The sequence below is a fragment of the Pseudomonas paraeruginosa PA7 genome (genome assembly GCF_000017205.1).
Taxonomy (GTDB): Bacteria; Pseudomonadota; Gammaproteobacteria; order Pseudomonadales; family Pseudomonadaceae; genus Pseudomonas; species Pseudomonas paraeruginosa.
Genome location: NC_009656.1, coordinates 3,456,542 through 3,477,058, shown reverse-complemented (window position 1 = coordinate 3,477,058; position 20,517 = coordinate 3,456,542). Strand labels below are relative to the sequence as shown.

At 67.1% G+C, this 20,517-nt stretch carries 16 protein-coding genes and 1 pseudogene; 8 read left to right on the top strand and 9 right to left on the bottom strand.

The genetic code is table 11. The annotated features are described in order from the left end of the window. Positions 1-8: 8 nt before the first annotated feature. From PSPA7_RS15945 to PSPA7_RS15935, 3 genes are all read right to left on the bottom strand, one after another. Positions 9-659: a phosphoribosyltransferase gene (locus PSPA7_RS15945; protein WP_012076086.1), complete on the bottom strand. Its 651-nt coding sequence runs from the start codon at positions 657-659 to the stop codon at positions 9-11. A gap of 1 nt (position 660) precedes the next feature. Further along, positions 661-2,004: an erythromycin esterase family protein gene (locus PSPA7_RS15940; protein WP_012076085.1), complete on the bottom strand. Its 1,344-nt coding sequence runs from the start codon at positions 2,002-2,004 to the stop codon at positions 661-663. Between the two features lie 81 nt (positions 2,005-2,085). Beyond that, the gene (locus tag PSPA7_RS15935; protein WP_041025361.1) at positions 2,086-3,561 is read right to left on the bottom strand and encodes an FAD-dependent oxidoreductase; all 1,476 of its coding nucleotides are present in this window, start codon (positions 3,559-3,561) and stop codon (positions 2,086-2,088) included. 130 nt (positions 3,562-3,691) lie between these two features. Between PSPA7_RS15935 and PSPA7_RS33040 the strand changes: the two are divergent. The 5 genes and pseudogenes from PSPA7_RS33040 to PSPA7_RS15915 form a co-directional block, all read left to right on the top strand. Then, positions 3,692-4,894, top strand: a pseudogene (locus PSPA7_RS33040) (PAS domain-containing protein); the annotation flags it as partial. Then, entirely contained in the window at positions 4,871-5,422 is a 552-nt protein-coding gene (locus PSPA7_RS33035; protein ID WP_371106894.1) for a methyl-accepting chemotaxis protein, read from the top strand. The pseudogene PSPA7_RS33040 and the gene PSPA7_RS33035, both read left to right, overlap by 24 nt. A gap of 171 nt (positions 5,423-5,593) precedes the next feature. Further along, complete coding sequence (locus PSPA7_RS15925) at positions 5,594-6,106, top strand: (2Fe-2S)-binding protein (protein WP_003157354.1); 513 nt, start codon at positions 5,594-5,596, stop codon at positions 6,104-6,106. Beyond that, on the top strand, positions 6,103-7,092 hold the full coding sequence (locus PSPA7_RS15920; protein ID WP_012076082.1) for an FAD binding domain-containing protein: 990 nt from the start codon (positions 6,103-6,105) through the stop codon (positions 7,090-7,092). The genes PSPA7_RS15925 and PSPA7_RS15920 overlap by 4 nt, the downstream gene beginning before the upstream one ends. Then, positions 7,089-9,293, top strand: a complete 2,205-nt coding sequence (locus PSPA7_RS15915; RefSeq protein ID WP_012076081.1) for a xanthine dehydrogenase family protein molybdopterin-binding subunit — start codon at positions 7,089-7,091, stop codon at positions 9,291-9,293. The genes PSPA7_RS15920 and PSPA7_RS15915 overlap by 4 nt, the downstream gene beginning before the upstream one ends. Positions 9,294-9,491: 198 nt before the next feature. Here the strand turns inward: PSPA7_RS15915 and PSPA7_RS32115 are convergent, their stop codons facing one another. The 5 genes from PSPA7_RS32115 to PSPA7_RS15900 form a co-directional block, all read right to left on the bottom strand. Beyond that, positions 9,492-10,742 carry a hypothetical protein gene (locus tag PSPA7_RS32115; protein ID WP_138009461.1) on the bottom strand — a complete coding sequence of 417 codons (1,251 nt, stop codon included), beginning with the start codon at positions 10,740-10,742 and terminating at the stop codon, positions 9,492-9,494. Positions 10,743-11,171: 429 nt separating this feature from the next. Beyond that, entirely contained in the window at positions 11,172-12,311 is a 1,140-nt protein-coding gene (locus PSPA7_RS15910; protein ID WP_012076079.1) for a catalase family protein, read from the bottom strand. A 155-nt stretch (positions 12,312-12,466) separates the two neighbouring features. Beyond that, entirely contained in the window at positions 12,467-14,362 is a 1,896-nt protein-coding gene (locus PSPA7_RS15905; protein ID WP_012076078.1) for a c-type cytochrome, read from the bottom strand. Positions 14,363-14,665: 303 nt separating this feature from the next. Next, positions 14,666-14,800 carry a hypothetical protein gene (locus PSPA7_RS32840; RefSeq protein ID WP_003088290.1) on the bottom strand — a complete coding sequence of 45 codons (135 nt, stop codon included), beginning with the start codon at positions 14,798-14,800 and terminating at the stop codon, positions 14,666-14,668. A 157-nt stretch (positions 14,801-14,957) separates the two neighbouring features. Then, a complete protein-coding gene (locus tag PSPA7_RS15900) occupies positions 14,958-16,055 on the bottom strand; it encodes a GNAT family N-acetyltransferase/peptidase C39 family protein (protein WP_003121988.1) in 1,098 nt (365 codons plus the stop codon). A 190-nt stretch (positions 16,056-16,245) separates the two neighbouring features. Between PSPA7_RS15900 and PSPA7_RS15895 the strand changes: the two genes are divergently transcribed. Continuing rightward, a complete protein-coding gene (locus PSPA7_RS15895; RefSeq protein WP_012076076.1) occupies positions 16,246-17,733 on the top strand; it encodes a RimK family alpha-L-glutamate ligase in 1,488 nt (495 codons plus the stop codon). A gap of 162 nt (positions 17,734-17,895) precedes the next feature. On the opposite strand, the gene PSPA7_RS32485 is transcribed toward PSPA7_RS15895, so the two are convergent. Continuing rightward, a complete protein-coding gene (locus PSPA7_RS32485; RefSeq protein WP_162184771.1) occupies positions 17,896-18,066 on the bottom strand; it encodes a hypothetical protein in 171 nt (56 codons plus the stop codon). On the opposite strand from PSPA7_RS32485, the gene PSPA7_RS15890 reads away from it, so the two are divergent. Further along, the gene (locus tag PSPA7_RS15890) at positions 18,010-18,942 is read left to right on the top strand and encodes a sugar ABC transporter substrate-binding protein (protein ID WP_228380095.1); all 933 of its coding nucleotides are present in this window, start codon (positions 18,010-18,012) and stop codon (positions 18,940-18,942) included. The two genes, PSPA7_RS32485 and PSPA7_RS15890, sit on opposite strands and share 57 nt — an antisense overlap. A 21-nt stretch (positions 18,943-18,963) precedes the next feature. Continuing rightward, on the top strand, positions 18,964-20,496 hold the full coding sequence (locus tag PSPA7_RS15885; protein ID WP_003153881.1) for a sugar ABC transporter ATP-binding protein: 1,533 nt from the start codon (positions 18,964-18,966) through the stop codon (positions 20,494-20,496). Positions 20,497-20,517 lie beyond the last annotated feature (21 nt).

Sequence of the window (20,517 nt, the reverse complement as noted above, 5' to 3'; positions counted from 1 at the left end):
GCGCAGGGTCAATGCGGGACGGCGGCGAGCAGCTCGATGACTTCGTCGTCGTCGAGCGGGTGGAAGTCCCGGTAGTGATCGCCCACCGCGCGGAAGGTCTCCGGCGTGTCCAGGCAGACCAGTTCGTCCAGCAGCGGGCGCAGGCGTACCACGCTCGCCGCCGACGCCACCGGCAGCGCCAGACGCAGCGAGCGCGGGGCTTGCCGGCGCAGAGCCTGGAGGCCGGCGAGGGCGCTGCTGCCGGTGGCCATGCCGTCGTCCACCAGCAGCACGTCGCGACCCTCTATCCGCGGCGCCGGCCGTTGCCGGCAGTAGCGTGCGCGGCGACGCTCCAGTTCGCGCAGTTGCACGGCGAGCTCGTGCTGGAACCAGTCCGGTGGCGGCTTGAACAGTTCCATCATGCGCTCGTCCACCACCCAGTGTGGATCGGCACCGTCGACCACCGCGCCGAGGGCGAACTCCGGATGGCCCGGCGCGCCGATCTTGCGCACCAGCAGCAGGTCCAGCGGCGCCGCCAGGACCAGGGCGATCTCGTAGGCGACCGGCACCCCGCCGCGCGGCAGGGCCAGCACCAGCGGCCGTGGCAAGCGCAGGCCGCGCAGCCGGGCGGCCAGCTCGCGGCCGGCGTGGCGGCGGTCGGCGAAGCGTGGATAGCTCATCTCAGACTCCGAAGGGGTAGGTTTCGCTTTCCGCGCCGGTGCCGCCGTCCAGCGGATCCAGCGGAGTAACCGGCGTGCCGCGCTCGAACCACAGGTAGGCGTCGAACTGCTCGGCCAGCACCGCCTCGTAGTAGTGGCTCAGGCGCTCGCTCTGCGGCCGGTAGATCACCCCGATGGCGCGTTGCAGCCGTGCCTGGGCGAGGGCTTCGCGCAGCGTCCGGCGGCGCTCGCCGCGCCAGTCGGTAAGCGAGGCCGGCAGGCCGGCCTGGAGGAAGCGTCGCTCCCAGCTGTCCTCGCGCGCCGGCGGCACCTGCTTGATCCGCAGCGGCCCGCCCCAGTCATCGGCGGCCGCCACTTCGCCATGGTCGCTGCCCATGCCCAGCAGCACCGCCTCGTCGCCCCAGGCGATCCGCGCCAGCTGGCCGAGGTTGAATTCGCCGCGCCAGCCCATGGCGGTGGCCGAGGCGTCGCCGACATGCGAGTTGTGCGCCCAGACCACCGCCCTGGCGTCGCGGCCACGCTGGCGCAGCAACTGCCTGAGCGTGTCGAACATGTGGTTGTCGCGCAGGTTCCAGGACGACACCGAGCCGTGGTACAGCGACCGGTAGTACTGCTCGGCGGCGCGCACCACGCGGGCGTTCTGGGTCGCGTCGAAGAGTCCTTCGCCGTGGTCGAGGGTCTCCAGGCGGGCCCGCAGCAGATCGTCGAGCTGCTCGACCACGGCGTTTTCGCAGGAGTCACCGCCGCCCCACTCGACCCGCGCGCCATAGGCGCCCGGATCGTCCTGCCAGGGCGTCAGGCAGGCGTAGCGTCGCCGCGCCTCGCCGGCGCGTTCCGGGTAGCGCGCGTCCAGGTAGCGCAGCACGGCGTCCATCGAGGCGCGCAGGCTATAGATGTCCAGGCCGCGAAAGGCGCAGCGCGCGGCGGCGGGGCGCTCGGCGTTGTGGCGTTGCAGCCAGCGGACGAACGCGAGCACCTCGTGGTTGCGCCACATCCAGCTGGGAAAGCGGCTGAAAGGCGTGTCGCCGCTATCCACACGGTCGTCGCCGAGCGCGCGGACATGACGGTCGATGCGCGCGGCGTCGGGCCAGTCGCCCTCGATGGCGACCAGGCCGAAGCCGTGCCGCTCGACCAGGCGACGAGTGATGGCGGCGCGCGCCCGGTAGAACTCCGAAGTACCGTGGCTGGCTTCGCCGATCAGCACCACGCGGGCATCGGCGAAGCGCTCGAAGGCGGCGCCGAACGACTCGTCGTCCAGCGCCGGCAGCGGTTCGGCGTGCCGCCGCAGCAGCGCGTCCAGGCGCGCCTCCTCGTTGGCGCGGTGTGCAGGTGCGGGTGCGGGCATGGTTACCTCCCGGGGTGTGGCCGGCGCCGATCCATGCCGGACAGCGCCGAGGCTTCGCCTCTGCGCCTCCCTGCGCGCGGGCTAGAGGGTTCGTTTGGGCAGCGGCTGGCGGGCCGGACCGTGCAGCACCGCGCCGTCGGCGCGGAAGATCGAGCCGTGGCAGGGGCAGTCCCAGGTGCGCTCGGCGTTGTTCCAGGTCACCGTGCAACCCATGTGCGTGCAGGCCGCATCGACCGCGTGCAGTTGCCCGTCGTCGTCGCGCCACACCGCCAGGTGCTCCTCGCCACGGCGGATCACGCCGCCCGAACCGGGGGCCAGGCGCGCCGGATCGTCGATCCGCGACTGGCTGTTGCCGCCCTGGTTGAAGTCCTTCGCGGCCGGCCGGTCCGGGGCGAAGAGCGTGCCCCAGGGGCGTTCGCCGCCGACGATCTCCCCGGCGATGGCCAGCCCGGCGGCGGTGCCGGTGCTGATGCCCCAGGCGTTGAAGCCGGTGGCGACGTAGAGGCCCGGGGCCTTGCGTGGGTCCGCTTCGCCGACGTAGGGCATGCGGTCCGGGGTGTCGTAGTCCTCGTTGCACCAGCGCCAGGCCGCCTCGGCCACCGGCAGGTGGCGACGCGCCCAGTCCTCCAGTTCGACGAAGCGTCGCGCCACGTTGCCGTCCTGGCCGGTGTTGAAGCGCGGGCCGAGCACCAGCAGCAATGGCCCCTCGGCGTCGCGGCCGCTGCGGATCGAATGCGTGGGCGGGTCGATGCCGATGAACATGCCCGGCAGCCGCGCCCGCTCCTCGAGGCGAAAGGCCATCGCCACGTGGCAGCGCGGTTGCGTCGGACTGGCGTAGTCCACCGGGGTTTCTACCGGGAGGTGGGTGGCCAGTACCACCCGGTCGGCCTCCAGCGTGCCGCCGTCGAAGGCGATCCGCCAGCGCCGGTCGTGCTCGAAGCCGGTGGCGCGGGTCCGCCGGTAGACCTGCCCGCCGCCGGCCTCCAGCGCCCGGGCCAGGCCGACCAGGTAGCGCGCGGGGTTGAATTGCGCCTGGCCGGGGAATTCCAGCGCGCCGCTGGTGGCGAACGGCAACGGCGCGCGCTCCAGCAGCCGCGCGTCGAAGCCCAGCGAACGCGCGGCCTCGGCCTCTTGGCGAAGCGCCGCAAGGCCCTCCGGCGTGTTCGCATAGGCGTAGGCCGACTGCGGCTGGTAGTCGCAATCGATACGGTACTCGCCGATCCAGCGGGCGATGGTTTCCAGCGCCTCGCGGTTGGCGTCGGCATAGGCCTGGGCCAGTTCGCGACCGAAGGTGTCGATCAGGTAGTGATAGATCAGCCCATGCTGGGCACTGATCTTCGCTGTCGAGCGGCCGCTGACCTGCTCGCCGACCTCCAGCGCCTCCAGTACCGTCACCGTCTTGCCGGCCCGGCGCAGGGCGAGGGCGGTGCTGAGGCCGACGATGCCGGCGCCGATCACTGCCACCTCGCAATCATGGTTCGTGGTCAGGCGTGGAAAGCTTGCCGGCGGGACACTGGCGGTCCAGCAGCAGCCGGTGCTCGCGGATGCTTGGCTCATGGGCTCCTCCTCGGTTTCGCGGTTTCGCAGGCCGGTACGCAACGCCCGCGTCCGGCGCGCTGGCCCGGTTCTCGGCGTCGTACCTTGCCGCGCCGACGCCCTGTGAAGGCTGTGGTCGCCTGTTCGGCGGATGGTTCCATCGGATCGACATGAGGCGGCGCGCCCGCTTGCGGCCGAAGCGCAAGCGAGCGGATGCTCCCGCGCCGATGTTCTGGAGTTGCACAGGCGGAACGCCCAGTTGGCGATCCTGCGCGTGGACTCCGGCGACGTGGTCCTGCCGATGTACCACAGCGCCCAGGGCAACTACCGCGTCGGCGTTGCGCTGGCGGACGTATCGGCAGGCCGCGCGTTTTTCCGCGCCCTGGAGCAGGTTGAGCGACTACCGGGAGTGAACCCCGCCGCCTGGCACGCCGGCGGAACTGCGGCGAGCCTGGGAGACGGACGGTGCCGCGCACCGCGAGGAAAGTTGACGGACGCCGATCTACACTGGCGTTTAGCGGTAGGACGACTATCTCCGGCTCTCTACTCCCTCGCGATGGCAGGCGTCATCAAGGAGTCGTGCGCGATGCTCTTCGGCAGAAAAAGCAGGGCGGTGGAAAGCGCCGCCAAGGGTGAAGACCTGGCGTGGCGACTCGAGGCGATCGGGCAGAACGTCGCCACCATCCGGTTCACTCCCGAGGGCCAGGTGCTGTCCGCCAACCCGCTGTTCCTCGCGGTGGTCGGCTACACGGCGGACGAACTGGTCGGCAAGCACCACCGGATCTTCTGCGAGGAGGACTACCGGGCTTCCGCCGACTACGCGCGCTTCTGGAAGGAGCTGGCGGGAGGCACGCCGCAGCGCGGCGTGTTCAAGCGACTGCGGCGCGACGGCTCGCCGGTCTGGCTGGAAGCCACCTACTTCCCGGTGAAGAATGCCCAGGGAGCGGTCATCGAAGTGCTGAAGATGGCCGCCGACGTGACCCGCAACCACTCCGAGCTGCTCCTGCTCAACGCGATCAACGACGCCATGCGCCAGTCCATGGCGGTGATCGAGTTCACCCCGGACGGCGAGATACTCGACGCCAACGAGAACTTCCTGCGTCTCTTCGGCTACAGCCTCAAGTCGCTCAAGGGCCAGCACCATCGCATGCTCTGCTTCGACGAGTTCTACCGCGAGCATCCGGATTTCTGGGCCCGGCTGCGCCACGGCGAATTCTCCCGCGGGCATTTCGAGCGCCGCACCGCCGCCGGCGAGCGGGTACATATCGAAGCCACCTACAACCCGGTGAAGGACGGCACGGGGCGGGTGTTCAAGATCGTCAAGTTCGCTATCGACGTCACCGAGCAGGTCCATCGCAACGAGGAAGTACGGCGCGCCGCCGAGCTGTCGTTCTCCACCGCGGAAGAGACCGCGCAGATTTCCACCCGCGGCATCGACTCCCTCGACCAGTCCGTCGCCCTGTCGGCCCAGACCCTGTCGATGGTCAATACCGCTGTCGGCCTGATTTCCCAGCTGACCCTGCAGACCAAGGATATCGAGAACATCGTCACCACCATCCAGGGCGTCGCCGAGCAGACCAACCTGCTGGCCCTCAACGCGGCCATCGAGGCGGCCCGCGCCGGCGAGATGGGCCGCGGCTTCGCGGTGGTCGCCGACGAGGTCCGGCAACTGGCGGCGCGCACCAGCGGGGCCACGGTGGAGATCAAGAACGTGGTCACCGAGAACGTCAAGCTGACCCAGCAGATCAACCAGAACATGCAGACCATCGAGTCCAGCGCCCGGGAGAACAACAACCAGATCGCCACCGTGGCCGGCATCATGCAGGAGATCAGCAAGGGCGCCGAGCACGTCGCGCGGGTGGTGTCGAGCCTGTTCAAGTGAGGGCGACGCAGGTCCCGGACAGCCGGTAGGCGGCGCAGGCGTCGAGCAGCCGCTCGCCGTGGCGCGCATGGCCATGGCAGTCATTTACTTTGAACGTCTCTTCCAGGCCCCCGGTCGGACCTGAAAAAGCGGCATCCGCCGCGCCGATGCACCGACCGCGAGGCTAGCACCATGACCAATCCGGAACCGGCGGACCTGCCGATCAGCCTGCTGATCAATGGCCAGCGCCGAGAGCTGAGAGTACCCCCGTGGCTGACGCTGCTCGACCTGCTGCGCGAGCGGCTCGACCTGGTGGGCAGCAAGAAGGGCTGCGACCACGGCCAATGCGGCGCCTGCACGGTGCTGCGCAACGGTCGCCGGATCAACGCCTGCCTGACGCTGGCGGTGATGTGCGACGGCGACGCGCTGACCACCATCGAGGGCCTGGCCGAGGGCGACCGCCTGCATCCCCTGCAACAGGCGTTCATCCGCCACGATGCCTTCCAGTGCGGCTACTGCACCCCCGGACAGATCTGTTCGGCCCTTGGCCTGGCGCGCGAGGGGCGGGCGCGCTCGCGGGCCGAGATCCGCGAGGGCATGAGCGGCAACCTGTGCCGCTGCGGCGCCTACGGCAATATCCTCGACGCCGTGGAAGACGCCTTGCCGCTGCTCGATCGCGACGGGCGGGGAGGGCCGCGCGCATGACGCCCTTCGCCTATGCCAAGCCGGCCGATATCGAACAGGCGCTGGGCCTGGCCGGTCCGGAGTCGCGCTACATCGCCGGCGGCACCAACCTGCTCGACCTGATGAAGGAAAACGTCGCCAGGCCCCGGCGGCTCATCGACATCACCGGCCTGCCGCTGCGCGACATCCGCCGGACGCCCACCGGCGGCCTGCTGGTCGGGGCCCTGGTCAGCAACGCCGAACTGGCCTGGCATCCCGCCGTCGAGGCGGACTATCCCTTGCTCGCCCAGGCGATCCTCGCCGGCGCCTCGCCGCAATTGCGCAACATGGCCAGCACCGGCGGCAACCTGTTGCAGCGTACCCGCTGCCAGTATTTCTACGACACCGCCACGCCATGCAACAAGCGCGAGCCGGGCAGCGGCTGCCCCGCACGCAGCGGGCTGAACCGCAACCATGCGATTCTCGGCGCCAGCGAACACTGCGTGGCGGTACATCCATCCGACCTGTGCGTGGCGCTGGCGGCGCTGGAGGCGAGGGTGCATGTGCGCGGTCGTGCCGGCGAGCGGCGGGTCGCTTTCGCCGACTTCCATCGCCTGCCGGCGGACACGCCCGAGCGCGACAACTGCCTGGCCGGCGACGAACTGGTCACCGCCATCGAGCTGCCGGCGCCGCGCTTCGCCCGCCATTGCCACTACCTGAAGGTGCGCGACCGGGCCTCCTACGCCTTCGCCCTAGTCTCGGTGGCGGCGGCCCTGGAACCGGACGGCGAGCGCATCGGCGAACTGCGCCTGGCGCTCGGTGGGGTGGCGCACAAGCCATGGCGTGTCGCAGAGCTGGAGCAACGCTTCAGGGGGCTCCCGGCGAACCGCGACAGCTATGCGCGCTTCGCCGAAGCGCTGCTGCGTGATGCCAGGCCGCTGGCCCACAACGCCTTCAAGATCGGATTGGCGCGCAACGCCATCGTTCGCGCACTGGAAGAAGCCCACTCGGGAGGGATCGGCCAATGAGCAGCCTGCCACACAGCACCGGGCAAGCCCTGGATCGCGTCGACGGTCCGGCCAAGGTCACCGGCCAGGCCCGCTACGCCGCCGAATATCCCGCCGCCGATCTGCTCCACGGCAGCGTGGTCAGCAGCCACGTCGCCCGCGGCCGGGTGCGCGGCATCGACTGTGCGGCGGCGCTGGCGGTTCCCGGGGTGGTCGCGGTGCTGCACCACCTGAACCGGCCGCCGATGGCGGGCGACGCCGAGCCCTACAAGGACGCCGATGCCGCCGAAGGCGAACCCTTCCGCCCGCTGTTCGACGACCGCGTCCTGTACAGCGGCCAGCCCCTCGCCCTGGTCCTGGCACGGAGCCTGGAACTGGCCCGCCACGCGGGCTCGCTGCTACGCATCGATATCGAGCCCGAGCCGCACCAGACCGACCTGCTGGCCGCCCTCGACCAGGCCCATGAGGCTCCCGCCGAACTGCCCGCCGAGCGCGGCGATTTCCAGCGCGCCTATCACTCCGCGCCGGTTCGTATCGACGCGAGCTACAGCACGCCGAGCGAGCACCACAATCCCATGGAGCCGCATGCGTCCACGGTCATCGTCCAGCCCGACGGCAGCCTGCTGGTGCACGACAAGACCCAGGGGACGCAGAACAGCCAGGCCTACCTGCAAAAGGTCTTTGGCCTGCCCGGCGACAAGGTAAGGGTCTGTGCCGCCTACGTCGGCGGCGCCTTCGGCTCCGGCCTGCGCCCGCAATACCAGTTGGCCCTGGCGGTGATGGCGGCGCTGCAACTGCGGCGGTCGGTGCGCGTAGTGCTGACCCGCCAGCAGATGTTCAGTTTCGGCTACCGGCCGCGCACCCTGCAGCGCCTGCGACTGGGCGCCGATGCCGAGGGGCGCCTGCTCGCGCTGGGCCACCAGGCGACAGCGCAGACCTCGCGCTTCGAAGACTTCACCGAGCACGTGGTGGAGTGGAGCGGCATGCTCTACCGCTGCGAGAACCTTTCCCTGGCCTACCGCCTGGTGCCGCTGGACGTCTATACCCCGCTGGACATGCGCGCCCCCGGCGCGGCGCTGGGGCTGATCGGGCTGGAATGCGCGATGGACGAACTGGCGGTGCGGCTCGGCATGGATCCGATCGCGCTGCGCCGGATCAACTTCGCCGAGCGCAACGGCAACGAGGACAAGCCGTACTCCAGCAAGGCGCTGCTGGCCTGCTACGAGGAAGGCGCCCGGCGCTTCGGCTGGCAGGCCCGCGACCCACGGCCACGGAGCATGAGCGAGGGGCGCCGGTTGCTCGGCTGGGGCATGGCCGGCGGCGTCTGGGAGGCCATCCAGGGCAAGGCCAGCGCCAGGGCGCGGCTGGAGGCGGACGGCCTGCTGCGGGTGGCCAGCGCGACCACCGATATCGGCACCGGCACCTACACGGTGATGACCCAGATCGCCGCCGACGCCGCCGGCATGGCGCCGGAAGAGGTGCGCTTCCAGCTTGGCGACAGTGCGTTGCCGAAGGCCCCGTTGCAGGGCGGTTCGTCCACCGTCTCTTCGGTCGGTTCCGCCGTCCGCCTGGCCTGCCTGCGCCTGCGCCAGGCCCTGGTCGCCCATGCCAGGGCCCGCCATCCGGAACTGGCCGGCGCCGCCGAAGAGCGCTTCCGCATATGCCGGGGCCACCTGGAAGCGGGCGATACGCGATACGCCCTGGCCGACCTGCTGCAAGGGCTGCCGGACGACGCGTTGCAGGTGGAGGTGGAAGCTGAACCCTCGGCGCGGCGCGAAGGCTACGCCAGCGCGAGCCATTCGGCAGTGTTCGTCGAGGTGCGCGTCGACGAAGCCCTCGGCAGCCTGCGCGTGAGCCGGGTGGTCAGCGCGGTGGCGGCGGGGCGGGTGATCAACCCGAAGACCGCGCGCAGCCAGATCCTCGGCGGGGTGGTCTGGGGCCTGGGCATGGCCTTGCAGGAGGAAACCCAGGTCGACCATGCGCTGGGCCGCTGCATGAACCACAACCTCGCCGAGTACCACATCCCGGTGAACGCCGATATCGGCGATATCGAGGTGATCTTCGTCGACGAGCCCGACGCTATCGTCAACGAACTGGGCTCCAAGGGCGTCGGCGAAATCGGCATCGTCGGCGTCGCCGCCGCGGTGGCCAACGCCGTGTACCACGCCACCGGCCGCCGCCTGCGCGACTTCCCGCTGACCGTCGACAAGCTGCTTGGCTGAACCCGGCAGCCTGCGCAAGCGGCTTGGCGGCCACCCGCCGGGTCGCCGGGCTGGACTCGCTCCCCGCAACGGAGTCGAACACGGCATGCCGCCGACAGCCTTGGCTTCGCCGCCGCGCCGGACGTGGGGTGGCATCGCGCGCTGGCGCCGCGCCAATATCCAGCTTTGGTTAAACCGCTTTCACGCCCTGGTGCAAAGTCAGTGCTGAGCAAAAACAAATGGGGTAATTCTCGTGAGAAACTGGTTGGAAGTAAGCCTTCCTCCTAGAAATCCAGCCATCTCAAGATTCATTCCTGTTGCATGCTGCCGGATTTCGACGACGGTATAAAGATTCCCGCCAGCGTCGCTAAAATTGGGGATCGAAAACCACTTGTCAAAATGCACTTGACAGGAAAGTCCAGGCTTTCCGTAGAGCTCAATGACTTGGGGGGATGTGAGGGTGCTTAGGATCTTTGCTTTGTCAGTTGCATTGGTGCTATTTATCGCGACTATTATTTTAGCGAAGACGGAGGCGTAACTGCTGTCGGGGATTAGGTCGTTTGTATTGCTGACACCGCAGCCGACAAAGGAACTTCCTCCCTTGAAGTTTGCTCCAACGGCGCACTTTTCATATCCGGCCGCGGGCTTCCAGATAGGGGCGACATGATGAAGCAGGAACATGTATGTTGCGAGGTGAAGTTCGTTGCGCTTGTCAGCGAAATCGTAAAAGATTTCGCCTTGAGCGGTCAGGGCTTCAACAATGGCTAGCGTACAAGTTACAAGGGAGATATATCGGGTTTTGTACTCGTTGCGGGAGATGAAGTCTGCCATTAGTGAAAGCTGTTCAGGGTCCTGCCGAAAGAGTTGCTCAACTGCAATGCCACAGGTAACCTGAAGATTCCCGCCAAGCACCGGCACTTGCTTTCCCCAGCTCGTTTGAACAATGTTGACGGTGGGAAAGGCTTCGCCACTGTTTGTGTACATGCCCGAAAATGTTGCGCCAGTTTGGATTGTTGGGACTTTCCCGTTAGGAATTGCTGGGTACTTGTCTGGCGCATTGCCATACCGGGTATTCTGCTCGTTAGTGGATAAGGCGATTTTGCCTTTAAGGTTTGATCGAAGGGCTTTGTATACTGAGTTCCTGAGAAAGTCTAGGTTTTGTTCATCAAGAGTGTGTGGCTGGGAAACCATTTCGGCAGGATGATCTATACCTAGTTTTTCTTCTTGTGCTTCCTCTGGCGTAATATAGATGCCACGGAAATCCCCATAACTATTAGAGCGGAGCAGAGGGGTTCGCTTGAGGGTGTCTTTGAAATCTGTTTGAGCTCGGAGGTGTTCTAGATTCTTGATGGATCCATGGCCGAGTTCTTCTGGCCATTTAATGCGGACAGTTCCAACCCCCTCAAGCTCAATTCCGATCCTGACTGTATCTTGGGCTGGGCTTATTTCGGTTGTTAAGTTCCGAGGCATGATCTGTCCCTAGGTCAGGTAATGGAGTGTTCCCCCGCAAGCTGTTTTCAGCTCCCGTGGCCGGTGCATGCAGTTGGACCAGTGTAGTTGAGCTATCGAGGGGCGGAGGGGGGATGCCGCGTTCCTACGAGCGGCGTGATCTCACTCTTGCCACGATTCCGGCAGAGAATCCGGAGACCTGTGCGATGATCAGCCGGTCCGACACCAGCCAGCTGGATGCCCACTCCCAGGGCTGCTCAAGAGGTTGAGTGGCGTCGCTCATGACCGTGAATTGCGCGAGCTGCGACGTCGACTGTGGTTGTTCACCAGAGATCCTGCACAAGGTTTACCGGCTGCAAGTTTGCCAGCCTCAGGTCAATGGCTTCCTCCGCTACAAGAACGAGTTGCTCAGCCCCTTCGTGAAATCCAGCGTGATGTTGGTCTGGCCCCTCACTCATTCCTCCCCAACCTATACCCACTGACTGCCTCGTAAACCGCCTTCCGCAACCGGTTGATCCCGCCGATCGGCCGATGCTCCGGCAGCGCGTGCCAGGGGTTGAACGAGAGGTTGTCACAGAACAGGTTCTGTTCCCGGCTATCGAAATCCTGAGCTGGCACGATGATGTCGGCTATGGTAGCGAAGGGCGCGTCCGACTCCTTCCATTCGACGCTGGTGTCTTCGATGGGCATGTACTTGCCCGGATCCTGGCGCTGCACCTGGAAGGCGTAGCAGGCGGGGGCGCGGTCGATGGAGAGTTGCTGGTACAGGGCGGCGCGGAGGAAGTTGGGCAGGTCCTGGTTCTGCTTCGGTAGCTGGTAGGCCGGGCACTTCTCCGGGGCGGGGACGACGCGGAACTTGATGTTGTGTTCGCCCAGCTTGTACGGCGAGATGCCGTTGTAGCCGGCGTGCAGCGGGCTGTCCGGGGCGGGGGCGAGGGTGCGCAGGGCGATCAGCAGGTGGCGCAGTTCCCAACTGGTGGGGTTCCAGTTGGGGAAGAAGGCCAGGGCTTTCTTGCCGTCGGCCTGGGCGGCGAAGTTCTGCCGGTATTCGGCGATGTCGCGGATGAAGAACACCGGTTGGTTGAACATGACGAAGTCCTGCTCGCTGTCGTGGCCACGGCCGGGCAGGAGTTTCTCGCCGGGCACGTCGAGCAGCTTGATGGCCATGCCGCGCGCGTCGTTCTTGCTGTCGAACTGCGGGTAGGCGTTGCCGTTGGAGAAGCGCACCCAGGCGTTCCAGCTCTTGCCCGCTTCGGCGAACACGCCGCGACGCAGGGCCGGGTCGAGGTCGGCGCGCACCTTGAGCTCGGCCTTCACGCAGCCATGAGCCTTGGCGTGGGCATCGCGCAGGACGCGGGTGTTGTCGCGGTGCTGTTCGACCACGCGGATGGCGTCCTGGATGATCGCCTGGGTGATGCGGGCTTCGTCCGGAGCGATCTGCTCTTCCGCGGACACCGGGCCGGAGAATTTCCAGGCGTAGTAGAGGCTGCCGATGGCCCAGCCGCCGAGGCCGACGGCCAGCAGCAGGAGGAGCAGGCGGCCGAGCCATTTGCCGAGGAACAGCCAGGCGTGGGTGAGGAGTGCGCGCATGGAGTGGGTGTCCTTGGTGGTGTGCGTTGGCTGGGGGCTTTCATTCTTCTGGGGTGGGGAGCGCTGCCCGATTGCCTCTCCCCAGCCCAGGTCCCGGAGGGCGTGGGCTGGTTCGGAGCGGAGAGGGGCGGCGTGCGTTGCTCCACTTCCCTGGTTCAGCGTTGCGCGGTCCGTTGCTCCGGCGCCGGGCATTTCGGGCCGGGCGTCCAGGGCGGGGTCTGGGCCGGGACCAGGCGGCGCTCGAATTCGGGGTTGCCGAGCACCTTCAGGTATTCCACCAGCGCCCAGCGTTCTTCCGGGCTGAGGGCGCGGCCGATCACGCCGTTCTGCCGGCAGCCGTCGCGGAATTCGTGGCCGCTGTTGCGGTTGCCGGTGAGACGGGTGTCGAGGAGGAAGCCGCCGGGGAACTTCTCGGTGCGGAATCCGACGAATTTCGGATCGAATTCGAAGGTGCCGACGTAGAACTGCGGCGAGCGTTCGGCGGCCGGGGAGAGCAACTGGAACAGGTTCGGCACCGAGCCGTTGTGCAGGAACGGCGGAGTCGCCCAGGCTCCGTCCAGCGGGCGGGCCTTGTAGGCGCGCAGTTCCTGCACGCCGATCGGCAGGTCGAAGCCGTTCATGGTCTTCTGCTGTTCCGGCGGAATGCCGGCGTCCCGATAGGCGCGCTGCTCGACGAAGGCGGTGATGTAGGCCAGGCCCTTGGCCGAGGACAGTTGCGAGAGGTCGAGTTGCTGCGGATCGGCGCCGATCAGTTGGACGTTCATCCGCGCCAGTTCGTCGACGCTCCAGCCCAGCTTGCGCAGGTCGTAGCGGTGGTCGGCGATGTTGTCGGCGGTGGTCGGGTCGGTGCCGATCACCTCGGTGGGCACCATGTGCATGCGCCACTCGGGATTGCGTCCGGAGGCGGCGAATTCCGCCGGTTGCACCTTGGGCGCATGGCAGAAGGCGCAGTTGGCTTCGAACAGGGCGCGACCCTGGGAGGCGCGTTGCAGGTCGATGCGGCCCAACAGGTCTTCCGGCCAGGTCGGCGGTTTCAGCTGTTGCAGGGTTTCTTCCAGGGTGTGCAGGTCGTGCAGGCGCACGCTGGAGGCGTAGCGCTGCTCGCCCTGCAACGGCTGGCCATGCTCGTCGAAGATCCGCAGGCGCGCGCCGACGCCGAGGGCCTCGCCGATGTTGCGCGCCATCGGCTGCATGGCCGAGCCGTTCCATTGCACCCAATCGAACTTCCAGATGTCCCACACCTGCGGATAGCTCACCGGGGCGTTGGCGACGCGGTAGTTGCTCGGGTCGATGGCATCGCCGAAGACGCTGTTGGCGATGCGCCCGAAGGCGTCGGTGCGGCCGGGGCCTTCCTCGGTGGGGTAGAGGTGGCGGCGGGTGTCGTTCCAGGCGGTGCGCAGGAGGGTGTCGAGCACCGCCTTGAAGTCGGCGCGCAGTTGCGCCTTGTCCTGTTCGTAGCGCTCGCCGAGGACCTTCCTGGCGAAGCGGTTGAACTTGAACGGGTTGTAGTAGGTGGCGGCCATGCTCGCGCCGAGCGCCTGGCCGAAGGCCCCGCCGCGCAGGGTCGGCACGGTGGCGGCGATGGAGTGCATGGCGGCGCCGCCGTCGATGCGCAGCGCCTTGCCCTGGTAGCGCAGCTCGCCGGTGTGGCAGGCGGCGCAGGTGATATCCAGGTAGCGGGTGCCGGTCTGCTCGTCGCGGTGCTGGCTGAAGCCCACCGGCAGGTTGCCGGGGTTGAGCTCGCTGGGTTTCTGCCGCGGGTCGACGAGGAAGCCGAAGCGGGCGAGGTATTCGGGGGCGGCGAAGGGGGCTTCGGAGAGGGGCAGTTCGAGGGCGGTGAACCAGTCGTAGTGCAGACCTTTCACCAGGGTGCCCTGGGGCGTGTAGTAGAAGCGCTGGCGGGCGTCGTCCTGCCACTGCGGCAGGTAGCGTACTTCGCTCGGCGCCTGGTAGCGCGGCAGGTTGGGGTTGGCGACGTAGTAGAGCAGTACGCCGAGAGCCGCCAGTACGATCACGCCGACAACCAGCAGAGCCTTCTTCACGGTGCGCATCGGGAACGTCCTTGTAGGCCTTTTTTGCGCATCGTTATGCCAAGGCGTCGGCATATTGGCAAGCTGCTATCAGCTTTTTTGACAAGGTTTTCTTGACGGCGAACAGGTGAAACGTTTTTGCATCGCCCAACCAGGCAGGTTGCCGACGAATGATTGGCGTTTCGCTGGAGAACGGCGTGGAACGGGAAGGGCAGGAGGGAGGCCGCCGGCGGCCCGCCGGTCAGAGACCGGAAAAGGCCAGCCAGGCGATGATCGCGGCGTAGAGCATCCAGGTGGGGTCGGTGCGGCGGTCGAGCAGGGCTTTCATTTCTTCGCCTCCGCGCTCCAGAAGCCTTGGGCGTTGCGGAACGGCTGGCGGGCCAGTTGTTCCAGGCGGGTGATGCCGTCGGCGCGCATGGCGTTGATCAGGGCCGAGAAGGATTTGGCGGAGTAGCTCATGGTGTCGTCTCCAGTTCCGTTCTGGTTATTCGGGGATCTGGCGACCATGTAAACATCGGCGCTGGCGAATGAAAAATGGATAGTCTCACTAGCGACTATCGATGAAATTGATTGATAGGCGAGAACATCGCCCCGCCGGTCGGCGGGGCGCTGCGCCTCATTCAGGATTGAACAGGATCACCGCCGCGCGCAGCTTGCTGCGGCCGAAGCGGCTCATCTTGTCGAACTCGGCGTGGCTCACCGGAATGTGCTGGCAGTCCAGCGGCTGGCGGTGCTGGCTGTGGTCGACGTCGGGGTCGTGGAGGTAGACGAAGTCCTCGTCGTAGTGGGTGACCAGCACCCAGTGCGGGGCCTTGGAGCGGGTCAGGCGGTAGCTGCTGATCAGCACCAGCGGCTGGCCGCCCCTGGCCAACTGGCGCGGGATGTCGAGCCGGGCCGAGCGCTTCTGCTCGACGCCCGAGGCGTCGAGTTCCTCGCAGAAGTCCTCGTGGACCAGGCGCATCACCGCCTTCTTGTCTTCGTTGCGTACACCGTCGAGGAACAGCGGGCCGCTGGCGGAGAGCACCAGCTTGACCCGGAAACCGCGCCGCCAGGCGGCCAGCGCCAGGCCCTGGGGGCTGCAGCCGCCGTGGCCGGCGGTCATGTAGATGGTGGTCGCTTCGCGCCACAGGCGCAGTTCCTCGCGGCGGGTCAACTGGCGCTCCGGTTGCAGCGCGCCCATGGCCATCAGCAGGCAGGCCGGGCCGCAGGTGAAATCGGTGGTCTGCCGGTAGAAGGGCACGTGGCGGCGCTGGTCGTGGCCGGGGTTGCGGATGCGTTTCTCGAAGCGCAGCGCTTCGCTGTGGTCCTCGTAGTAGTCGCGCACGGTGGCGAAGGGACGGTAGCCGTTGCGCTCGTAGAGGGCGATGGCGCCACGGTTGTCCGGGCGCACTTCCAGGCGCATGTAGGCGCGGTCGTTGTCCCGCGCGGCCTGCTCGGCGGCTTCCAGCAGCTTCTGGCCGAGGCCGATGCCGCGGGCGCGCGGGTCGATGGCGATGGAGTAGAGGCGGGCCAGCGAGGTGCCTTCGTGGAACAGCACCAGGGCGTAGCCGAGCACGCCGCCGTCGCCCTCGGCGACCGTCAGGCTGGCATGGGCGCGGGTGAGCATCCACTGGAAGTTGCGGCGGGACAGGCGGTCGTAGTCGAAGCAGCGGTTTTCCAGCTCGACCAGGGCGGACAGGTCGTCCACGCCGGCCGGGCGGAGGGTCAGGTTCATAGCGCTCTCCACGGCCGTGGGCGGGAACTTCCGCGCGGGCGTGCTGTAATGGATGCTGTACGTTTCGGTTTGCTGGCGGGCGCCATAGAGCGGTTTCGCAAGGGATTCCCGCCGAGTATTGGCCGGGATGCGCGCGCCGGCAAGCCGGTTCCGAATGCGCCGTGGTTTCGCTGTCACCCCGGGAGGTGTCGTGAGCAAGCTGTTCATCATCGTGGAACGCAAGGAAGACTGGACGTCCTATTACCCCAGCGAGGATGTGGTCACCGCCCAGGAATACCTGGAACTGCCCATCGACGACGACACCGGCAAGCGGGTCCAGGTGATCAACCTGTGCCGGCACTACAAGTACCTGCGCCACGGCTACTACTGCTCGCTGCTCGCCGAGGCGCGCGGGCACAAGGTGATCCCCTCGGTGCGGACGATCAGCGAGCTGGCCAGGAAATCGCTGTACAGCCTGGTCCTGGAAGACCTCGACCGCACCCTGGACAAGGCCCTGGCCGCGCACCCCTACGGCAGCACCGATGGTTTCACCCTGACCCTGTACTTCGGCCGCACCGACATCGAGCCGCTGCAGGACCTGGCGCGCCAGCTGTTCGAGGCGTTTCCCTGCCCGTTGCTGCTGGTGGAGTTCAAGCGCAACCGCGGCTGGCACATCGAGGGCATCAAGCCCGGCGCCATCCACAAGCTGCGCGAGGACCAGGAAGACCTCTTCGCCAACGCCCTGGACAGCTTCAGCCGGCAGATCTGGCGCAAGCCGCGTTCGCGCAAGCCGTTCCGCTACGACCTGGCGATCCTCCACGACCCCGGCGAGGCGTTCCCGCCCTCCGACGCCAAGGCGCTGAAGAACTTCGTGCGGGTCGGCCGCGGCCTGGGCATCGACGTCGACCTGATCGAGCGCAAGGACTATTCGCGGATCGCCGAGTACGACGCGCTGTTCATCCGCGAGACCACCAATGTCGCCGACCACACCTACCGTTTCGCCAAGAAGGCCGAGAGCGAAGGGCTGGTGGTGATGGACGACCCGGTGTCGATCCTGCGCTGCACCAACAAGGTGTACCTGGCCGACCTGCTGCGTAGCCACAAGCTGGGCATGCCGGCCACCGAGATTCTCTACAAGGAGAACCCGCAGGAACTGGAGAAGGTCGGCGAGCGCCTGGGCTTTCCGCTGGTGCTGAAGATCCCCGACGGCAGCTTCTCGCGCGGGGTGATCAAGGTGGAGGACCAGGCGCAGCTGCTGGCGGCCAGCGCCGAGCTGTTCGAGCGCTCGGTGCTGATCCTCGCCCAGGAGTTCTTCTATACCGAGTACGACTGGCGCATCGGCGTGCTCAACCGCAAGCCGATCTTCGCCTGCCAGTACTTCATGTCCAAGGGCCACTGGCAGATCTACGACCACAGCCCGGACGCCGAGGAGGTCAGCGGCGACTTCCGGACCATGGCCGTGCACGAGGCGCCGCGCAAGGTGGTGGAGCTGGCGGTGAAGACCGCCAACCTGATCGGTGACGGTCTCTACGGGGTGGACCTGAAGCAGGCCGGCGACAAGGTGGTGGTGATCGAGGTGAACGACAACCCGAACATCGATTGCGGAGTGGAAGATGTCTACCTCGGCGACGACCTCTACAAGCTGGTGCTCGAGGAATTCGTCCGGCGCCTGGAAGTCAAGCGCCGCGGCTATGACTGACAAGACGATTTCGGCATTGGCGATATAAAAAAAGATTCACTTGCGCGGGGAGCGGCGCGGGAGTCCGTGCAAAATGACCTGCGTTCGCTACCGGTAGCGATCTAGAATCCAACCGATCCCGACCGGTTCGCGACAGTTGCTCGTGGCAATTGACAGAATCTGTCAGATCGAAGCATATTCATCTAACGCAAACGTTTGCGCCTGCACGAAAGCCTCAATAAAACGATAAGAAAAGCTGGAGGATACACCATGAAGCGGGTCGCTTCCCGGCGCCTGTTGGCCGCCGTTGTCCTGACTGCCTGTTCCTCGTTCCTGCCCCTGTCCGCCGTCCACGCGGAATCTCCCGAAAAGCCCAGGATCGCGCTGGTGATGAAGTCGCTGGCGAACGAGTTCTTCCTGACCATGGAGGACGGCGCCAAGGCTTACCAGAAGGAGCATGCCGACCAGTTCGAACTGGTCTCCAACGGCATCAAGGACGAAACCGACACCTCCAGCCAGATCCGTATCGTCGAGCAGATGATCGTCTCCGGCGTCGATGCGCTGGTGATCGCGCCGGCCGATTCCAGGGCGCTGGTGCCGGTGGTGAAGAAGGCGCTGGAGGCCGGCATCGTGGTGGTCAACATCGACAACCGCTTTGACCCGCAGGTACTGCAGGCGAAGAAACTCAACGTGCCCTTCGTCGGACCGGACAATCGCAAGGGCGCTCGGCTGGTCGGCGAGTACCTGGCGAAGCAGCTGCAGGCCGGCGACCAGGTCGGCATCATCGAAGGCGTGTCCACCACCACCAACGCCCAGCAGCGCACCGCCGGCTTCAAGGAAGCCATGGACGCGGCGGGGCTGAAGATCGTCTCCCTGCAATCGGGAAACTGGGAGATCGAGAAGGGCAACGCGGTGGCCTCGGCGATGCTCAACGAATATCCGCAGCTCAAGGCGCTGCTCGCCGGCAACGACAGCATGGCCCTCGGCGCGGTATCGGCGGTGCGCGCGGCGGGCCGCGCCGGACAGGTGAAGGTGGTCGGCTACGACAATATCCAGGCGATCAAGCCGATGCTCAAGGATGGCCGGGTGCTGGCCAGCGCTGACCAGTTCGCCGCGAAGCAGGCGGTGTTCGGCATCCAGACCGCGCTCCAACTGCTCGCCGGGCAAACCCCGGAACACCAGAAAGACGGCGTGGTCGAGACGCCTGTGGAGTTGGTGACCGCGCCCTGACGGTCCCGAGGGAGTCTTTCCATGTCTAGCGACGCATTGCCGCTGCTGAGCGTCCGCGGGGTCGGCAAGACCTACGCGCAGCCGGTGCTGGCGGAGATCGACCTGCAACTGTTCGGCGGCGAGGTGCTGGCCCTGACCGGCGAGAACGGCGCCGGCAAGAGCACCCTGTCGAAGATCATCGGCGGCCTGGAGCGTCCCGGCTCCGGCAGCCTGGAGCTCCTTGGCCGGCCCTACGCCCCGGGCAGCCGCCGCGAGGCCGAGGCGCTCGGCGTGCGCATGGTGATGCAGGAACTGAACCTGTTGCCGACCCTGTCGGTGGCGGAGAACCTGTTCCTCCACGACCTGCCGCGACGCGCCGGCTGGATCGACCGCCGGCGCCTGCGCCAGGCGGCCGGCGAGGCGATGGCCCAGGTCGGCCTGGAAGCGATCGACCCCGACACCCTGGTCGGCGACCTCGGCATCGGCCACCAGCAGATGGTCGAGATCGCCCGCAACCTGATCGGCGACTGCCGCCTGCTGATCCTCGACGAACCCACGGCGATGCTCACCGCGCGCGAGGTGGAGATGCTCTTCGAGCAGGTCGAGCGCCTGCGCCGGCGCGGCGTGGCGATCGTCTATATCTCCCATCGCCTGGAAGAACTGGCGCGGATTGCGCAACGCATCGCCGTGCTGCGCGATGGCCGGCTGGTCTGCGTCGAGCCGATCGCGCGCCATGACGCCGATCAGCTGGTGACCCTGATGGTCGGCCGCGAGCTGGGCGAACGCCTCGACCTCGGTCCGCGGCGCCTGGGCGCGCCGCTGTTGCGGGTGGAGAAGCTGAGCCGGCGCGGCAAGGTGCACGAGGTATCGTTCGAGGTCCGGGCGGGGGAGATCTTCGGTCTCTCCGGCCTGATCGGCTCCGGACGCACCGAATTGTTGCGCCTGATCTATGGCGCCGACCGCGCCGACGGCGGCCAGGTCCTGCTCGGCGACCCGCCGCAGCGCCTGAGCCTGCGTTCGCCGGCCGACTCGGTGCGCCAGGGGGTGGCGCTGATCACCGAGGACCGCAAGGGCGAGGGCCTGCTGCTGAGCCAGTCGATCAGCGCCAACCTGGCCCTGGGCAACCTGCCGGCGCTGGCCCGTCACGGGATAATCGACCGGCGCCGCGAGGAGGCCCTGGCGCGGCGCCAGGTCGAGGCACTGCGGGTGCGCTGCGCGGACATCGCGCAGGCGGTCGGCGAGCTGTCCGGCGGCAACCAGCAGAAGGTGGTCATTGGCCGCTGGCTGGAACGCGACTGCCAGGTGCTGCTGTTCGACGAGCCGACCCGTGGCATCGACATCGGCGCCAAGTTCGACATCTATGCGCTGCTCGCCGAGCTGACCCGCCAGGGCAAGGCGCTGGTGGTGGTGTCCAGCGACCTGCGCGAGCTGATGCTGATCTGCGACCGCATCGGCGTGCTCTCGGCGGGGCGCCTGGTCGACATCTTCGCGCGCGACGCCTGGAGCCAGGACGCGCTGCTGGCGGCGGCCTTCGCCGGCTACCGGAAACGCGACGCGCTGCTGGCGACGTCGTGAACATGCAACGCAAGGAACCAG

Excerpts from the sequence above, each read along its gene's own strand:
- PSPA7_RS15945 (WP_012076086.1), bottom strand. The coding sequence starts at position 659 with ATGAGCTATCCACGCTTCGCCGACCGCCGCCACGCCGGCCGCGAGCTG.
- PSPA7_RS15940 (WP_012076085.1), bottom strand. The coding sequence starts at position 2,004 with ATGCCCGCACCCGCACCTGCACACCGCGCCAACGAGGAGGCGCGCCTG.
- PSPA7_RS15935 (WP_041025361.1), bottom strand. The coding sequence starts at position 3,561 with ATGAGCCAAGCATCCGCGAGCACCGGCTGCTGCTGGACCGCCAGTGTC.
- PSPA7_RS15925 (WP_003157354.1), top strand. The coding sequence starts at position 5,594 with ATGACCAATCCGGAACCGGCGGACCTGCCGATCAGCCTGCTGATCAAT.
- PSPA7_RS15920 (WP_012076082.1), top strand. The coding sequence starts at position 6,103 with ATGACGCCCTTCGCCTATGCCAAGCCGGCCGATATCGAACAGGCGCTG.
- PSPA7_RS15915 (WP_012076081.1), top strand. The coding sequence starts at position 7,089 with ATGAGCAGCCTGCCACACAGCACCGGGCAAGCCCTGGATCGCGTCGAC.
- PSPA7_RS32115 (WP_138009461.1), bottom strand. The coding sequence starts at position 10,742 with ATGCCTCGGAACTTAACAACCGAAATAAGCCCAGCCCAAGATACAGTC.
- PSPA7_RS15910 (WP_012076079.1), bottom strand. The coding sequence starts at position 12,311 with ATGCGCGCACTCCTCACCCACGCCTGGCTGTTCCTCGGCAAATGGCTC.
- PSPA7_RS15905 (WP_012076078.1), bottom strand. The coding sequence starts at position 14,362 with ATGCGCACCGTGAAGAAGGCTCTGCTGGTTGTCGGCGTGATCGTACTG.
- PSPA7_RS32840 (WP_003088290.1), bottom strand. The coding sequence starts at position 14,800 with ATGAGCTACTCCGCCAAATCCTTCTCGGCCCTGATCAACGCCATGCGC.
- PSPA7_RS15900 (WP_003121988.1), bottom strand. The coding sequence starts at position 16,055 with ATGAACCTGACCCTCCGCCCGGCCGGCGTGGACGACCTGTCCGCCCTG.
- PSPA7_RS15885 (WP_003153881.1), top strand. The coding sequence starts at position 18,964 with ATGTCTAGCGACGCATTGCCGCTGCTGAGCGTCCGCGGGGTCGGCAAG.